15 protein-coding genes are annotated in these 16,742 nt (G+C 66.5%); 6 read left to right on the top strand and 9 right to left on the bottom strand.

Annotated features, from left to right (window positions below):
* Positions 1-10: 10 nt before the first annotated feature.
* The 3 genes from J4G12_00910 to trxA form a co-directional block, all read right to left on the bottom strand.
* Positions 11-820: a DUF4159 domain-containing protein gene (locus J4G12_00910; protein ID MCE2454369.1), complete on the bottom strand. Its 810-nt coding sequence runs from the start codon at positions 818-820 to the stop codon at positions 11-13.
* Complete coding sequence (rsmI, locus tag J4G12_00905) at positions 817-1,671, bottom strand: 16S rRNA (cytidine(1402)-2'-O)-methyltransferase (GenBank protein MCE2454368.1); 855 nt, start codon at positions 1,669-1,671, stop codon at positions 817-819. Before rsmI ends, J4G12_00910 begins: the two co-directional genes overlap by 4 nt.
* Positions 1,672-1,855: 184 nt before the next feature.
* Positions 1,856-2,191, bottom strand: a complete 336-nt coding sequence (gene trxA, locus J4G12_00900) for a thioredoxin (protein ID MCE2454367.1) — start codon at positions 2,189-2,191, stop codon at positions 1,856-1,858.
* Between the two features lie 64 nt (positions 2,192-2,255).
* Here trxA and mce point away from each other — a divergent pair, with 64 nt between their 5' ends.
* Positions 2,256-2,729 carry a methylmalonyl-CoA epimerase gene (gene mce / locus J4G12_00895; protein MCE2454366.1) on the top strand — a complete coding sequence of 158 codons (474 nt, stop codon included), beginning with the start codon at positions 2,256-2,258 and terminating at the stop codon, positions 2,727-2,729.
* Here the strand turns inward: mce and J4G12_00890 are convergent.
* Together J4G12_00890 and J4G12_00885 are read right to left on the bottom strand one after the other, a co-directional pair.
* Entirely contained in the window at positions 2,726-3,259 is a 534-nt protein-coding gene (locus tag J4G12_00890) for a hypothetical protein (protein MCE2454365.1), read from the bottom strand. The genes mce and J4G12_00890 overlap by 4 nt on opposite strands.
* Entirely contained in the window at positions 3,256-5,865 is a 2,610-nt protein-coding gene (locus J4G12_00885) for an AAA family ATPase (GenBank protein MCE2454364.1), read from the bottom strand. Before J4G12_00885 ends, J4G12_00890 begins: the two co-directional genes overlap by 4 nt.
* A 372-nt stretch (positions 5,866-6,237) precedes the next feature.
* Between J4G12_00885 and J4G12_00880 the strand changes: the two genes are divergently transcribed.
* Positions 6,238-6,597, top strand: coding sequence for a hypothetical protein (locus J4G12_00880; protein ID MCE2454363.1), 360 nt, complete (start codon positions 6,238-6,240; stop codon positions 6,595-6,597).
* Positions 6,598-6,615: 18 nt separating this feature from the next.
* Here J4G12_00880 and J4G12_00875 read toward each other — a convergent pair whose 3' ends face one another.
* Complete coding sequence (locus J4G12_00875) at positions 6,616-7,263, bottom strand: hypothetical protein (protein ID MCE2454362.1); 648 nt, start codon at positions 7,261-7,263, stop codon at positions 6,616-6,618.
* Positions 7,264-7,643: 380 nt separating this feature from the next.
* On the opposite strand from J4G12_00875, the gene J4G12_00870 reads away from it, so the two are divergent.
* Positions 7,644-9,875 (top strand): prolyl oligopeptidase family serine peptidase, encoded by a 2,232-nt coding sequence (locus J4G12_00870; GenBank protein ID MCE2454361.1) that lies wholly within the window; start codon positions 7,644-7,646, stop codon positions 9,873-9,875.
* Between the two features lie 330 nt (positions 9,876-10,205).
* Positions 10,206-10,721: a hypothetical protein gene (locus J4G12_00865; protein MCE2454360.1), complete on the top strand. Its 516-nt coding sequence runs from the start codon at positions 10,206-10,208 to the stop codon at positions 10,719-10,721.
* A gap of 11 nt (positions 10,722-10,732) precedes the next feature.
* Here the strand turns inward: J4G12_00865 and J4G12_00860 are convergent, their stop codons facing one another.
* Positions 10,733-12,313 carry an alkaline phosphatase D family protein gene (locus J4G12_00860; protein ID MCE2454359.1) on the bottom strand — a complete coding sequence of 527 codons (1,581 nt, stop codon included), beginning with the start codon at positions 12,311-12,313 and terminating at the stop codon, positions 10,733-10,735.
* 417 nt (positions 12,314-12,730) lie between these two features.
* Here J4G12_00860 and J4G12_00855 point away from each other — a divergent pair, with 417 nt between their 5' ends.
* Positions 12,731-13,753, top strand: a complete 1,023-nt coding sequence (locus J4G12_00855; GenBank protein ID MCE2454358.1) for an alcohol dehydrogenase catalytic domain-containing protein — start codon at positions 12,731-12,733, stop codon at positions 13,751-13,753.
* A 40-nt stretch (positions 13,754-13,793) separates the two neighbouring features.
* Here J4G12_00855 and J4G12_00850 read toward each other — a convergent pair whose 3' ends face one another.
* Both J4G12_00850 and J4G12_00845 read right to left on the bottom strand, forming a co-directional pair.
* A complete protein-coding gene (locus J4G12_00850; protein MCE2454357.1) occupies positions 13,794-14,846 on the bottom strand; it encodes a DUF3500 domain-containing protein in 1,053 nt (350 codons plus the stop codon).
* Between the two features lie 37 nt (positions 14,847-14,883).
* Entirely contained in the window at positions 14,884-15,387 is a 504-nt protein-coding gene (locus tag J4G12_00845; GenBank protein ID MCE2454356.1) for a hypothetical protein, read from the bottom strand.
* Between the two features lie 413 nt (positions 15,388-15,800).
* Between J4G12_00845 and J4G12_00840 the strand changes: the two genes are divergently transcribed.
* Complete coding sequence (locus J4G12_00840; GenBank protein ID MCE2454355.1) at positions 15,801-16,733, top strand: MBL fold metallo-hydrolase; 933 nt, start codon at positions 15,801-15,803, stop codon at positions 16,731-16,733.
* Positions 16,734-16,742 lie beyond the last annotated feature (9 nt).

Here is a 16,742-nt window from a genome sequence, read left to right as displayed (position 1 = left end):
CGACACTCGGTCACGGCCTCCTTACCGTCTGACCCAGAGCGTAGACGAAGAGGTTGACTCCCATACGAACAGCGGCTTCCCGGAGTTCGGGAGAGTCCCCGTGGATCGAGGAGTCCTCCCAGCCGTCTCCGAGATCGGATTCGAAGGAATAAAAGAGCGCGAGCCTGCCATTCAGAAAGATGCCGAAAGCCTGCGGCGGTTCTCCGTCGTGCTCGTGGATCTTCGGCAGACCGTCGGGAAAGGTGTAGAAGGCGTGGAAGACGGGATGGTCGGGCGGGATTTCGGTGAGCTCGGTTTCAGGGAAGATATGAAGGAGTTCTTCGCGAAACGACTCGTCGAGCCCGTAATTGTCGTCGACGTGCAGGAATCCTCCGGCCTCGAGGTGGGCGCGCAAGGCCGCCCGTTCCTGAGGCGAGAAGCGAACGTCGCCATGACCCGTCATGTAGAGATAGGGGGAGTCGCTCAGCGCAGGGTCGAGAGGTCGAACGACGGTCTCGCGGCTGGAAACCGGGATACCGGTGCGCGTGCGGATGGCCAGGAGAAGGTTGGAGAGCGAGGTGGGATCGGCGTACCAGTCGCCTCCGCCGTCGTACCTCACACGCGCGATGGTGATGGTGTCGCCGGACACCGGGTTCGCCGAGATCGCCGGTTCGGCCAAGGACGCCGGTCCCGTGGGGATCGAGGCCGAATGCTCGGGAGCGCGCAGGGCGAGAGTTGCGGCGGCGGACGGCGTTGCGAGCAAGGACGTGACGGGCGGCGCGGAAATCGGCAAAGACGCGCCGAGCGCCGCCAGGGCGAGCGAAGGTGCCCGGACCCTCATGCCGAGCGATCCTCGGCGGACGCAAGCTCCTGGGCAAGCCGGTAGGCGGCGTTCCTGCTCATGCCGCAGCCGGCGGCGATAACGCGGGCCACACCGGAGGGCGGCAATCCCTCATCGAGCATGGCCCGGGCCAGCTCCTCGGACATCTCCCTGTCGGTCGCGACCTCGCCGGTGGCGGCTTCGACGGCTCCGACCACTACCGTCACCTCGCCCCGAGGCGGATGCTCTCGGAAATGCGCGGCGAGTTCGCCCAAGCCGTGTCGGCGAATCTCCTCGTGCACCTTGGTCAGTTCGCGGGCGACCGCCGCCGGCCGGTCGGACCCGCAGAGCCCCGCGAGTTCGTCGAGCAGCGCTGCGAGCCGCTTCGGCGATTCGAAGACCACGACGGGCTCTTCGGCGTCGCGCACCCGGCGGAGCCAGGCGCGGCGCTCCCTGCCCTTGCGAGGGGCGAAACCCAGGAAGAGGAAGCGGCCGGTCGCGAGTCCGGAGGCCGCCAGCGCGGTGGTCGTCGCCGAGGGGCCCGGGATCGGAATCACCTCGTGGCCCGCGCGGATGGCCTCCCTCACCATCACCCCGCCCGGATCGGAAACGAGCGGCGTGCCGGCATCCGAGACCAGGGCCAGCGACTCTCCCGCAGCCAGCCACTCGAGCACGCGGCCGGTCCGTGCTCGTTCGTTGTGCTCGTGGATTGCGGTCACAGGTGCTCCAGACCCGACATGTTGGGCGAGCACGCGGGTACGGCGCGTGTCTTCCGCCAAGATACGGTCCGCCCCCGCCAGCGTCGCCGTCGCCCTTGGTGAAAGGTCCTGGAGATTGCCGATGGGGGTCGCTACCAGATAGAGCTTCCCCAAGCGAAAAACGTTGACCTCAGCGGCCTGCGGCGAAACCCACGCGAGCGCCGAATGCGACGTGGCATCCGGGCGCGGCGCGACAGGGGACGAAAAGCACCGATGTTCGCCCGAAGAGCAACGCCGAGCGCGACGTCCGGCGCGGGTGCGTCATCGTTCTACCGCAGGGAGCTTTGTCCACGGGCAGCTAAAGGAAGCTCTCGATCTTCTTCGCCAGGTTCTTCTTGGGCGCGAGCCCGACGTGACGGCCCACCTCTTCGCCGTTCTTGAAAAAGATGATGGTCGGGATCGAAAGCACGTTGAACCGGGATGCGGTCCTCTGGTTGGCGTCGACATCGAGCTTGCCGACCTTTACTCCCTTGTCGGAGTAGTCGGATGCCAGATCCGCGACGATCGGACCGATGATTCGACACGGGCCGCACCATTCGGCCCAGAAGTCGATCACGCGCAAACCTTCTCCCGCCTCTACTTCCGACGCGAAGTTGTCGTCGGTAACTTCGAGCAATCCGTTGTTTCCTGCCATCTCTATGCACTCCCACTGAAGGATGATCCGGCCGAGGGCGATACCGCCGGCACAAAGTTAATCCATGATCGAGATTCGTGAAGGTTCGGACGCCCCAGGAGCCGGTCGGGCGGGCTCGGAACCGTCGGCCGGAGACGCCCCGACTCATCCCGTCGAACGCCCCGTGGATCACGTTGGGATCGCGGTCCCTTCCATTTCGGAGTCGCTCGCAGCCTGGGAGCTGATCGTCGGAGACCGAGCCGAGCCGGTCGTCGAGATCGCCGACCAGGGCGTCAGGGTGGCCTTCGTCGGTGGCGTGGAGCTTCTGGAACCGCTCGGTCCCGATACGCCGGTCGGGCGCTTCCTGGCGAGACGCGGGCCTGGGCTTCACCACGTGGCTTTCCGCGTGGAGAACATCGAGAAGGAGCTCGGGCTCCTTACCCGGAAAGGAGTTAGGCTGATCGACGAGAAGCCGAGGCCGGGAGCCCACGGTCTGGTGGCGTTCGTGCATCCCGGGAGCGCAGGTGGCGTGCTCGTGGAACTGGTCGAACGGGATTAGCTCCTCCCGGCCATCACGAGGGCCAGGTCCACCTCGCGCACGTACCAGCGTCGATCGACTCCCAGCACGGCTACGAAGGGCACGGCGTTCACAGTCCCGGTCTCCCGCTCCAGGTCGATCAGGAATCTGACGGCGCCGCCGAGCTCCCCGGCGACCTCCTCGCTGCCGACGACGTGCCACGACTCGAAGGTGAGGATGGAAGCCATCGCCTCCATGCGCACCTGGGCGTCACGATCTCCGTCCCGGTTGGTGATCGACCCTGCTCGGGTTCCGAAGAGCTCTCCCATGACGGCCAGGTCGCGCTCCCTGGTCGCGGCGAGGAAGGAAAGCACGGAGCCCTCGGCCGTCCTCCTCCTGGAAAGGGTGCGGGCCGCCGCCAAAGGCGGAAGGTCGGTGGACCGCGGCCCGGCCGCCGGGGGCCGGCTATCCGCAGGCGTCATGGCCTCCGTGCCGGTCTCTTGGATTCCGGCGGCTGCGCAACCGGCGAACCAGGTCGAGAGCAGAACGACCAGGAGCGGCCCGGGCTTCATTCTTTCTCTCCCGAAACCCGCAGCCGCAGCGCATCCCCTTCCGTTTCGACGACGACGCGCGCGTTTTCGGGAAGTTCGCTTTCGAGCATGAGGAGGGCGAGCGGATCCTGGACGGATCGCTGGATCTCCCTCCTCAAGGGACGCGCTCCGAAGGCGGGATCGAAGCCTCGGACCGCGAGCCGGCGGCGCGCTTCGGGGGTGGTCTCGAGTTCGATGCCCGCGCTCCGCGCCAGCTCGGCGACTTTTGCGAGCTGGATCTCGACTATCTCGGCGAGCGCCTCGACTCCCAGCGGTCGGAAAACCACGATCTCGTCCACCCGGTTGAGGAACTCGGGTCGGAAGCGGGAGCGGAGTCCGCTCCGAACATCCCTTTCGATCGCTTCCCACTCGGTCTCGACGGTTCCTCGCTCACCCGCTTGGAGAATGCGGTCGCCGCCGATGTTGGAGGTCATGATGACCACCGCGTTTCGGAAGTCGACCGCCCGTCCCTTGGCGTCGGTGAGTCTGCCGTCGTCCAGAAGCTGGAGCAGGACGTTGAAGATTTCGGGATGGGCCTTTTCGATCTCGTCGAAAAGGATGACCGCATGCGGCCTGCGCCGGACCGCCTCGGTAAGCTGCCCGCCATCTTCGAAGCCCACGTACCCGGGCGGCGCTCCGATAAGCCGCGACACCGCGTGCTTCTCCATGTACTCCGACATGTCGATGCGCACCATGGCGCGTTCGTCGTCGAAGATGAAGTCGGCAAGAGCGCGGGCGGTCTCGGTCTTGCCCACCCCGGTCGGCCCAAGGAAGATGAAGGAGCCCACCGGACGATCCGGATTCTGAATTCCGGCGCGGGCCCGTCGCACCGCGTTGGATACGGCGGCGAGAGCGGCGGGCTGGCCGATCACGCGACTCCCGAGATGGACCTCGAGATCGACGAGGCGATCGCGTTCGCTCGACACCAGGCGGGTGACGGGAATGCCTGTCCATTCGGCCACCACCGCAGCGATGTCGTCGGCGCTCACCTCCTCGCGCAGGAAGGATTCCACCGACTGGAGCTCGTCCAGACGAACGGTCAGCGACTCGATTTCGCCTTCGGCCGCAGGGATCTCGCCGTAGCGTATCTCGGCCACGCGGTTGAGCTCGCCCGTGCGCGTCGCCCGCTCGGCCTCCAGGCGCAGATCGTCGGTTCGCGCCCTGAGTTCGCGGATGCGCTCGATCAGATTCTTCTCCGCCTGCCAGGCCGCCTTCCGGCTCTGGCTCAACTCGCGCAGTTCGGAGAGCTCGGTCTCGATCGCACCTGATCGCTCCTTGGACTCCTTCCCTTCCTCGCCCTTGAGGGCCTGACGTTCGATCTCGAGCTGGGTGATGCGGCGCTCGATCACGTCGATCTCGTGCGGAAGCGAGTCGATCTCGATCCGCAGCCGGCTCGCGGCTTCGTCTAGGAGGTCGATGGCCTTGTCCGGCAGGAAGCGTCCGCCCACGTAGCGGTCGGAGAGCCGGGCGGCGGCAACCACCGCCTCGTCGCGGATGCGGACCCCGTGGTGGATCTGGTAACGCTCCTTGAGCCCGCGCAGGATGGCGATGGCGTCTTCGACCGAAGACGGGGCCACGAAGACCGGCTGGAAGCGGCGCTCGAGGGCGGGGTCCTTCTCGATGTGGTTCCGGTACTCGTCGAGCGTTGTGGCGCCGAGCATGCGCAGCTCTCCGCGAGCGAGGGCGGGCTTGAACATGTTGCCGGCGTCGACCGCGCCCTGGGACGCTCCCGCCCCCACGATGGTGTGGGTCTCGTCGATGAAGACGACGTAGCGACCCTCGGCCTCGGTGATCTCCTTCAGCACCGTCTTCAGACGCTCCTCGAACTCGCCGCGGTATTTTGCGCCGGCGAGCATGGCAGCGATGTCGAGCTGGAGCAGCTTCTTGTTGGCGAGGGTGGTGGGAACGTCGCCCGCCACCATCCGCTGGGCCAGCCCCTCGGCGATGGCGGTCTTGCCGACGCCGGGCTCGCCTATGAGGATCGGGTTGTTCTTGGTGCGACGCGCGAGGACCCGAATCACGCGGCGGATCTCGGTGTCCCGACCGATGACCGGGTCGAGCTTGCCGCTGCGAGCGATGCGGGTGAGGTCCCGGGAGTACCGCTCCAGGGCGCGAAAGGAATCTTCGGGGGTGTCGTCGAGAACCCGGTGCGAACCGCGCACGGCCTCCAGCGCCGTCCGGAGCTCCCTCGGCTTCGCGCCCAGGCCCTGGAGGATGCGGGCGGCGTCTCCCTTGCCTTCGGCGAGGGCGAGAAGGAGGTGTTCCGTGGAGACATACTCGTCTTCTAGTTCGGCGGATACGGCGAGTGCGCGATCGAGCGCGCGCCTGAGATCACGTGACAGGGTCGGATCCGATCCGCCCCGGACCTTGGGAAGGGAGTCGAGGGCGTCGGCCAACCGCGAGCGCAGCAGGGAGGCGTTGACCTCGAGCTTGCTGAGAATGGGAAGCACGATGCCTCCCTCCTGTTCGATGAGCGCCGAAAGGAGATGCAAGCCGTCGACGGAGGCGGAATCGCGCGTTCGAGCTTCGGCCTGCGCCGCTTGCAGCGCCTGGCCGGCCTTCACGGTGAGCCGTTCGGGAGTGAGCATGATCACAGCTCCTTGGTTTTGAAATCAGGTTGGGAGGCCGGGCGCCTCCGGCCGCAAGAGGTCCGGGACGGAACGAACCTCCGGGGACGGACATCAGGCGAGGAATCTCACTCGCCACCCGGGACATTACAATGTCGTATCGGGACAGCGAACTCCACCGTGCTCAGGGACGGTGAATCCGCCGCCGAATCGGACAGTCAAGATCCGGACCCGGTCGAATCCTGCAAGTTCGGGGGAGGGCGGCGGAACCACGGCCGCTTTGACATGTAGAGTCTGCCGTGAAGGCAGACGGGCGCACGCCTGCAGCGCGGGCGCGCTCGCAGCATTCAGATCCGACCCGCAGTCACCTCAGGACGAGAGCCCGGACCCCTGTTGAAGAGCGTCAGAACACGGAAGACCCGAACCCTAGCCGCGCTCCCGCTCGTGGGTTCGCTCGCCCTGGCCGCCTGCGGGTCGCTCTCCGGCCCGGATACCGTCGATCGTGAGACCTTCGTCACGACCTACGTCGAACTCAGGACGGCCGCGCTGACTTCGGGCTCGGAGATCAGCGATTCCACCAGATCGGCGATCCTGGGAGCCAACGGGGTGACCGAAGAGGAGCTCGTCGAGTTCGTCGAGCTGCGCGGCGAGGATCTGGCGTTCATGCGCGAGGTGTGGGACGAAGTGGAGACACGGCTGGGAACGCCTATCGAGGGGGAAAACCGACCCGCGTCCGGCCGTTCCGGGCCGTGATCCGCTAGCCGGTACCGACTAGCCGCGCTTCAATAGTCCGAGATGGATCCGGGCCTGTTCCAGCCCGCCCTCGCCCTCCTGCCATCCTATGCGTCCGTCACCGTCGGCGTCGTGGCCGGGGATGAGCATCGAAGAGAGTTCGGCCAGCTCGGCGACCAGCTCAGTGGCGTCTCCGCCCTCGATCTCGGATATCGCAGAGGCTATCTCCATCATGCGTCGGGCCCGTTCCAAGGTGTTGCGCGCCGAGGTGGCGACGTGGTTGGCGTGGTTCACGACACCGTCGGAAGCTCCCTCCGAGCCGGCGGCGAGCTCGATGTGACGGACCACGCCTTCCGCAGCCCGAATAAGGCCGTAGCCCTTGCCCGGTCCGCGCTCCTGGGACTCGGCGACGAGGGCGTGCTGAACGTGAGCGACGTGGCGCTGGACCGAAGCCAGGTCGGACGGATCGACGGCGGCAAGAGCGGCGTGCTGAGCGGCCACCTCCGCCTCGACCATCGCCGCAGGCAGGAGACCGACGCCATCCGGCGTGCCGCGGAAGCCGTCCGCCACATGGCCGACGTGGGCCTGTGACGGCGACACGTCCTGGGCGGCCGCCGCGGAGGCGGAGAGAGCGGCCAGGAGGACCGGCAGTGTGAGGACGAGGCGAGTACCGAGAGAAATCAGCATTAGCGTTCCTTGGTTACCAGGGGGCTGACCGTCGAAGACGACGATTCAGGGTGTGGGACGGACAGCCTCCACGTCCGGTGGACCGAGAAAAACTGCCTGACGCCCGAAGAATTACACGCCGCCGCCGGTATGCGTGCCGTTGAGCGGTCGGCGGAAGAGTGACGCACGAGTCCGATCTCGTGCGTATCGCTCCAACCGCCAAGGACACGGGGGACGCAACTGACGCGAGCAGGCGGAAGAGACCTCTCGGCGAGGAGCGGAGCAAACTCCTATAATATCATGGGTGCTCAACTCCTTCCCTCGAACCGGTACTGAACACGATGTCGTCACAAACCTTTCTTCGATCGGCGAAACCGGGCGCGCTCGTCTTACTCCTCGCGTTGGCCGCACCGAAGCTCCTCTCGGCGCAGCAACCCTTCACTCCGGAGATCGCGCTCGAGGTGCGCAGCCCGGGCGTAGCCGCGCTGAGCGCCGACGGGCGTTTCGCGGCGGTCACCTACCGGAGTCGGATGGACCGGACCGGTACCGACCACGGACGTTTCGGCGACCCCACATACGTGTCGTCGTCAGGGACGAGGTTGGCCGTGATCGAGACCGCCTCGGGAGACGAGAGGTGGGTGGAGCCGGAGCCGCTGCCGCTGAGGGGCTTCTCGTGGTCCCCCGACGGTCGCTACCTGGCCTACTTCGCCTCGGAACGGATCGTGGACGACCCTGAAGGCGAGCACGGTCCCTACAAACTTCGGATTTATGACGCGCACGAAGACGAGAAGCGGACGGTCGGGCTAGGCACCGAGCGCGAGGTCGCGTCGACTTCACCGCTGGATTGGTCGCCGGAGGGCGCCGAACTCCTGATCGGCCTCAGGCCGGAGGGCTGGGCGGAAAGAGCGCGCGAGGCCTTCCGGGGACTGACCACCGCAGCGGTGATCGTGCAGGATTCGCGGAACGACTTCCTGGCCTGGGACCGGGTGCGCAATCTGGCGAACCTCCAAGAGACCGTCCTGGTCTCGGTCGCGGACGGGGCGGTGCGCGACCTGGTCTCCGAGCACACGCCGCAGGGCGTCGGGTTTTCGGAGGACGGATCCTACGTCACCTATTCGACGACGACCAGAACCCGAACGTCGTACACGCGCCGCGACGGGACCGAGTACGAGCTCTTCCGTCTCGATCTGGCCGCGGGCGCGACGCCCGAGTCACTCCGTTCCACCGGCGAAGAGAGGACGAGCGTCAGCTGGAACCCGGCGAGAGACGCGTTCGCCTTCACCGAGAGGGGCTCCGTCTTCGTACGGCGGCTGGACGAGCCCGAGGCGGTTGACGTGACGGCCGCGCACGGGAGTATGCCCGCCGAGGAAAGGGGAGACGAGGCCGGTGACGACGATCCGGAGAGCGAGGCCGACTCCGCCCGCGTCCGCTACTCGGTCGAACGCTGGAGTCCGGGTGGCGGCTCCCTGCTGCTCTCGTCCGAGGACGCCTGGCACCTGCTGGACCTGGAGGCGGACGCAATGCGCGACCTGCTCGACCTCGGAGATTCGAAAGGTCGTCCGAACCGAAACCCGGTCGCGTGGAGCGCGGACGGAAGTCGCATCTACTTCACCTGGTCGGCGACCGATCGCTGGGAACGCGGCCTCAAGCGACTCGACACCTCGACCGGCGCGGTCGAGACTCTCGTCCTCGACGAAAATCTCTACGGGTCGTGGCGGTTCTCGGACGACGGCGGCACTATCGTCTACTCGATGTCCGACGGCGATCGTCCCGCCGATCTCTGGGCGAACGACGGCGAGTGGTCGAATCCGATGAGGCTGACCGACGCCAATCCGCAGCTCGCCGAGGTCTCGCTCACCAGAAGCGAGCTCGTCGAGTACCTGGACGTGGACGGCAACAACCTCTACGGTATCCTCTACTATCCGGCCAACTACCGGCCGGGAACGAAGTACCCGCTCGTCGCGGAGATCTACGAACAGTTCTTCAACAACGGCTTCAACGAGAACATGAACCTGATCACTTCGCAGGGATGGTTCGGGTTCAGGCCCTCGGTCCGCTTCGAGGAAGGCTACCCGGGCGAAGCGTGGCTCAAGGCGGTTCCCAACGCGATCAACAAGATCGTCGAACGCGGGCTAGTGGATCCGGAAAAGGTCGGTGTCTACGGGCAGAGCTACGGCGGATACGCGACCAACCTGCTCATCACCCAGACCGACCGCTTCGCCGCCGCCGCCAACGTCTCGGGCAAGGTGAACATCATCTCCTTCCTGGGAGATTCGCCCAAGATCACCACGCGGAACTACGCCGCCGCCGAGGTCGGGCAGGATCGGATCGGCGCGACCCTGTGGGAGCAGCCGCACAAGTACGTGGACCATTCGGCGGTCATGTTCGCGGACCGCATCGAGACGCCTCTGCTCATGCTCTCGGGCGAGGGCGACTGGAACGTGCCGGCGACGAACCAGCGAGAGATGTATTACGCCCTCCGCCGCTTGGGCAAGGAGGTGGTTTGGGTCCACTACACCGCAGGTGGGCACGGAGCCGGGCGGGCGAGCACCGCCGCGGATTTCGTGGATCACTGGCAGCGCATGTTCGACTGGTTCGGCGAGCACTTCGGGGAAGAGCCGCCGATCGGTTAGGACAGAGCCTCGGGAATCGTGGCCTGCGAGCGTTCATGCCGATCCGGGTCGTTCGGAGTCGGTCGAGAGCTGCTCGGGAGGGGGCCGCAGGTCTTGTCGTTGGCGGAAGAGACCCTTACCCGGCGACGCTTCGTTCGTCTGGGGCTGGGAGCCGGGATTGCCGGTCCCCTGTTGGCCGCCTGCGAAAGGGACGGAGGCGGAAGCGAGGATGGTGGCGTCAGGTCGCCGACAACTCTCACCCGGCTTCTTCCTTTGGGCGACTCGGCGGTTCGCATAGCCTCCTCCGCCGCTGCGGATGAGGCGACGATCGCTTATGCCTCAAGAGATTCCATGACCATCCACGTTCATCCGGGATGGCGAGACCGGGCCCTGGCCGCCCTCGGAGCGCACATCTCGGTCAGCACCGGGCACTGGCGCATTCGCGGACCCGCCGATTCGGCGAAGGAGCCGCTGACGCCGGGATATCCGGAGCGGGAGTTCGAGGAGATCCGACGACAGCCGAAGATAGACGACCTGGTGGCCGCCCGGGGCGACATCCGAATCGTGCAGGCGAGCGAACGGATCGTGCGGGTCTACGAACCCGCCTGCGTCGAGGTGCCGGCGGTGGGCGTGGTCGAGGGTGGTCCCTGGCGAGTCCCCGGTTGCGTAGATTACGCGGGTCCGGAAGACGGGTCGGTGGAAGGTGCCGGGTGGACCGAAGGCGCGGCTCCGTCCGCAAACGTCGAAGCCTGTCGGGAGGACCTGCTTCGGGTCGGCGCCGCTTCGGTCGCGGAGGGCGGATGCGGTGAGGAAGAGGTCGTTTCGTCTGCGCGGACCGCGGTCGACGTTTTCGCTTGGACCGGCTGACTCCCTGAAACCTATCCCCTCTCGATCCCCGCACTTCCGGTCCGGACCACGAATCTCGCCTTCGTTTCGACCTCACCGTCGGGCTCGGTGATCACAGGCACCACCCGATAGTCGCTCGTCCAGCTCTCGGGAGTCAGCGTCGCGGTGACGTATCCGCGCTGGCCGTTGTGGAACTTGATATGAGGGTTGTTGGAGAGAGCGGCCGCGCCCCACGAGGTCGTCTCCCGGCCATTTCCTCCCGAGCTGATCGACGTGCCCGCGAACTCCGTTCCGATCGGTGCGGATGAAATCGAGGCGAAGTCGGTCTTCAGCTCCGAAGCCCAATTCGAGTGGGTGTCGCCGGTGAGAACCACGGGGCCGGGCGTGCCGGTCCGTTTAATCGTTTCCAGCAGCTCCCGGCGCTCGTGCGGGTAGCCGTCCCAGGCGTCCATGGAGAAGGAGTCCTCGCCGTCCGATCCGCTGTTCACTTCGGCCATGACGATCTGTTGCGCGAGCACGTTCCAGGTAGCGTCGGCCGATGCCATCCGCTCGAGGAGCCAGTTCCGCTGTTCGTCGCCGAGCAGGGTGCGTCCCGACGCGTGTCGCTCGGCGCACTCGCCTCGGCGATCGCCGCACGGCTGGTCGTCACGGTACTGTCGGGTGTCGAGCACGCTCATGTCGAGAAGCTTACCGAACCGGAGCGCCCGGTAGAGACCCATGTTCGGTCCGAGGGGCATAGCGGATCTGCGCAGCGGCATGAACTCGTAGAAGGCCTGGTAGGCAGCGGCGCGGCGCAGGGCGAAGCCGTCGAGGGGTTGATCGTCCTCGGGAATCCCTGCCGCGTAGTTGTTGTCCACCTCGTGATCGTCCCAGGTGACGACCCAGGGGGCCGAAGCGTGGGCCGCCTGGAGGTCGGGGTCCGAACGGTAGGTAGTGTAACGGGCGCGGTAGTCGTCGAGGGTGACGATCTCCGGTCCCTCGTGATGGCGGACGAGATCGCTTCCCCAGGAGGTTTCGTAGATGTAATCGCCCAGATGCACGATCAGATCGAGATTCTCCTCCGCCATGTGGCGGTACGCCGTGTAGAACCCGTGTTCGTACTGCTGGCAGGATGCGAAGGCGAAACGGAAGCGATCGATATCGGCGTCCGGCAACGGCGCGGTGCGGGTGCGCCCGATCAGGCTCGCCTCGCCCCCCGCGATCCAGCGATAGAAGTATTCCCGGTCGGGTTCCAGGCCGCCGACCTCGGCGTGGGCCGAGTGACCGAGAACGGCCGGAGCGACTATCGAACCGGTGGCCACGATTTTCGAGAAGCTCTCCGAGGACGCGATCTCGTAGGCGAGGGAGACGTCCGTGGCAGGACCGCCCGACGCCTCGACCGCTTCCGGCGCCAGGCGGGTCCAGAGAACGACCGAATCCGGTCCGGGATCGCCGGACGCGATGCCGTGCGGGAAGGGATCGACCGGGGTGCGGCGGAGAGCGTCGTCGCCACGCGAGCACCCGACGCCGCCGAGGGCGACGAGGCCCGCCACCGATCCGCCGACGCGGAGGAAGTCGCGTCGGGTGGCCTTGGCGTGAAAAAGGTCGTACCACTGCTGTTCGCTGGTTTTCATGGGCTGTGCGAGGGAGTTGTTTCGGGAACCGTCTACGACCTCAGAACGAGACCTACCCGCCCAACTGGAAGAGCGTCAAGATCGAGTTCGCTTCTTCTCCGTAGTGGAGTACCACGAGCAGACAGACAGGAGCTTACCCATGACGTTCGTCCCAAGCGGTTAAGGTGATATCGTGCCCAGGGACCACGCCCCGAGGTTCCCCTTCGCTACATCGATCTCGATCGGCGGGGGTGAAACGAATCTACGTGGACGCCCACGCTCCAACAAGGCGCGTAAGAGCGTCCGCCCTCGGCGAGGCTACGGCCAGGCACAGGTGGTCGGTCACACGGGACGCTGGCGGGAACACCGCCGCGAGCCGTTCGAAGGGCCACGCTCGCGAGACGCCCGTCCACGTTCGGCGCTCGTTATACTCCCCGCATGAAAGCCGTAATCTTTCACGGAACCGAAGAGCTCGAGCTGGCCGCCTTAGCCGATCCCGTCGTCGAGGCCGACGACGACGCGATCGTCCGGGTCCGCGCCGCCGGCCTCTGCGGCTCCGACCTTCACCCCTACTTCGGTCGTGAACGCGGGCTCGATCCAGGCACGGTCATGGGCCACGAACTGGTCGGCGAAGTGGTGGAAACAGGCCCGGACGTCTCTCGCTTCAAGCCGGGGGATCGGGTTGCGGCCCCCTTCTCCACCTGCTGCGCAGCCTGTGGAGCCTGCCGGAGAGACCTGCCGTCCCGCTGCGATCGCGGTCAGCTCTTCGGCTGGGTCGAGAACGGCGTCGGACTCCAAGGCGTCCAGGCGGAGTTCGCCCGAGTGCCGCTCGCGGACACCACCCTGGTCCATGTACCGGCCGAACTCGACGACGGCATGGCGGTTCTTGCTGCGGACATCCTTCCCACCGCCGCCTTCGCCGTAGAGCTCGCGGGCGTATGCGACGGCGGCAGCCTGGCGATCATCGGCTGCGGACCCGTCGGCCTCCTGGCGGCCTTCGTGGCGCGACGAAGAGGCGTCCGCGCGCTCTCGGTGGACATCAACCCCGACCGGTCGAAGCTGGCAACCCGGTTCGGGGCCCGGGAGGCGACCGATCCCGAAGCTGCGGCCGCCGAAGGCCGTGCCTTCGACGCCGTGATCGATGCGGCCGGCACGGCCGCCGCCTCGCGTCTGGCCTACTCGCTCGTCCGACCGGGCGGAGCCGTCGCGGCCGTGGCCGTGAACACCGACCCGCACCTCGCCATATCGCCTTCGGAGCTCTACGACAGGAACGTCACCTATCGAACAGGAAGATGTCCGGCGAGACGTTACATGGAGTGGGCTCTTGAAGTCCTGGAGGCGGATGACGGGACGCTCGCCTCGCTCGTCTCGCACCGGCTTCCGCTGACCGAAGCGATCCGGGCCTATCGGGCGTTCGGATCCGGGAAGGTCGGATGGAGGAAGGTGGTGCTGATCCCTTAGGAAGGACGGCGCCCGCCCGGTTCGCGCCGGCCTCGCGCGTTCATCCGTGCGGGTGCCCTACCTCGTAGTGAAGGGACAGCGCGTCCCCACCGAAGTCGTTCTCCAGATCCCGCCACACCGAATGCACGTGGTTGGCGTTTCCTTGGGTGTTGTCGTACTCGATCAGGAATGGCGGTGCGTGCACGCGGTAGTAGTGGCCCTCGCCCGGCTCGGTCGAACCCGCCCAGGCGAAGTAGAGGTCGTCCGGCGAGATCTCGTCTCGGATCCGCGCCATCCACGCGCGCGCGGCGTCGGCCTCCATGTTTCCCACATACTCGGCGATCACGGCGAAGAGCATTTCGCGCTGGGTCTCGCCGAGAGCCGAAGCCGCTATCCCCTCGAAATGTTCCAGCCTCGCCTCGCGCTCGTTCCCGGTGATGATGTCCCGGGGGGCGTCGGTGGCGATCATCGCCAGCGCTCTCTGCCCATCGGCCATGCTCAGCACCAGAGCTCGTGCCAGGTCCTCTTCGCGGCCGAGCGGTCGCCAGCCCGCCTTCGGGCCGGACGGGACGGTCGCGGGGTTGGCGCCCAGAAACGCCGGGCCCACCATGAGGTCGTTCGCCGGCGACGAAAAGTTCAGCGAGAGATGATGGCCCTCGAAGCGCCACGCCCACGCCTCGCCTGCGGCCGGAACGCCGAATACGGTGACGAAGTAGTTCTCCGGATCGCGCCGCTCCGGACGATTCTCGATGATGCCGAGGATCCGTTCGAGCTCGATAACGGCGTTGGTTTTGTGGTACCCCTGGCTGCTCAGGGTCGCCTGGAGCATGGCGTGAACGGCCGAGCGCTGCTCCAGCGTCATTGCCTTTAGAGGAAGGCCGTTCCTCGACACGGGCGTGAAGTTCCAGTTGAACCGCTCGTCGTGGCCGAGGTCGTAGGTGACCTTGGCGAGAGCGTCGTCGCCGAGGAGATCGAGGAAGAAGGCTGCCGCCTCCGCGACCCCGTCGTCCGAGGTCTCGGGGGAACGTCCCGATGCGGCGGTCCAGGCGGCCGCGACGAGCGTCGTCGTGCACGCGACGCCGACGAGGAGCTTGATATTTCTGGTGCTGTTCATGTTCGTGCTTCCGTTGCGAGCTCTCGAGGCTCTCGCGTCACTCTCTCGAGATTCGAACACTACGATCCGCAAGGCTCCCGTGCAAGGGCGAACGGCTTTCGCGCCCTGCGGCATCTTCCACCCGGATCGTCAGGATGTCGATGTCGCGATACTGCTGGTGGCGGATGGACGAGGCGTGGTGCCGCATTAGTCGCAGCGGGGTCTCGGCTTCGTCCGGGACCTCGGCCGAGGCGGTCAGCATAGCGAGCTGGTCCTCGATGTTGGTCGCGTCGGTGGTGGCGATGAATTCCAGGTCCGCCGCCTCGCGGTCGGCGCGAGCGATCACCAGCAGTCTGCGCTCCGCGGCGCCGGTCCCGTTCCCGGCGACACTGGTCAGAACCTGCATCGTCTCCTCGCCCACCGCCCGCAGCCGGTTCTCCATCTCCTCGGCCCATCCCTTGCTCGCCGCGAACTTCACATACTGCACGCCCAGCCCGACGGTTACGGGTAGCGGCGGCTGGTCGTCGGGCTGGTAGCGGACGCCTGGGCGGGTTCGCGACATGGGCTTGTCAGGCGGTCGGAGGTCGCCGGTACGCCTCATCGGCATTGAGAGCGCATGAAGTCTCCCGGGCGAGTGGACCGGTTCAGGAAGAACGTAAGTTCCTTCGACGTCGAGCGCCAAATCGGCCGACGCGGACCGCAGGGCAAGGCCCACCTCTCCCGGCGGCGATGCGTTTCGGTTGCAGGCGGATCCAAGTGACCTCAGGTGGCGGTGGCGAATTTGAAGCCGGACATCCTTCCACTCCGTGACGTATCTTTCTTGCCCGCACAGCAAACCTGCTGCGCTACCCGGCGCACTCCATGCCGGAGCATCCCCAAATCGACCGAACGAGGAACATCCGCATGCTGACCGCTCCCTCATCTTCCCGACCATCTTCCCCCACGACCCCGCACCCGACCCGAGTCGCCACGACCGTGTGCTCGTTGGCATTCCTGACCCTCGCCGCCGTTCCCACGTTATCCGCCCGGCCGCTCATCGCGCAGGGATTCTCAGACGTCGAATTCGAGGTGACGCACGTCGCCGGAAACGTCTGGGTGCTCGACAGCGGAAGAGGCGGCAACATCGGCGTCTCCTACGGCGAGGACGGCTTCCTGATCATCGACGACCAGTTCGCTCCGCTCGCCGACAAGATCCGAGCCGCGCTCGGCGAGATCGCCGGCGGCGATTCGGGTGCGCCCGAGTTCGTCCTGAACACCCACTGGCACGGCGACCACACCGGCGGCAATGCCGAGTTCGCTCCGGACGCCACCATTATCGCCCACGAGAACGTGCGCGTCCGCCTCTCGACGGAGCAGCGACGCGGGACGAACGTCACTCCTCCGGCCCCGGCGGAGGCGTGGCCCGTCATCACCTTCCACGACGGACTCTCCATCCACTTCAACGGAGAGGAGGTCAGGGTCCGGCACCTGCCCGACGGCCACACGGACGGTGACGCCGTGGTCCATTTCCTCTCCTCGAACGTCGTCCATCTGGGCGACGACTTCTTTGCGGGCCGCTTCCCGTTCGTGGACATCGCGAGCGGAGGGAGCGTCGAGGGACTGGAGCGCGCCATCGCGCACGTGCTGGAAAACGCACCGGACGACGTGCGCATCATTCCAGGCCACGGTCCCCTTTCCGACATGAACGACCTGCGCCTCTATCATCGCATGATCGTCGAAACCATCGAGAGCGTGCGCGGCCAGATCGCGGCCGGCGGCAGTGTCGACGACGTGAAGGCCGCCGGCGTGTCGGACGAATGGGACGGATGGGGAAGCGGGTTCATCAGCACCGACCGTTGGCTGGAGACCGTGTTCCTGAGCCTTTCGGGATCGGAAGGCGACGGACCCATGGAGCACGGACACAGGTGAACTCGTTGT

Source organism: Gemmatimonadota bacterium, from assembly GCA_021295815.1.
Classification (GTDB): domain Bacteria; phylum Gemmatimonadota; class Gemmatimonadetes; order Longimicrobiales; family Gaopeijiaceae; genus JAGWBQ01.
This window is presented reverse-complemented; position numbering and strand designations above follow the sequence as displayed.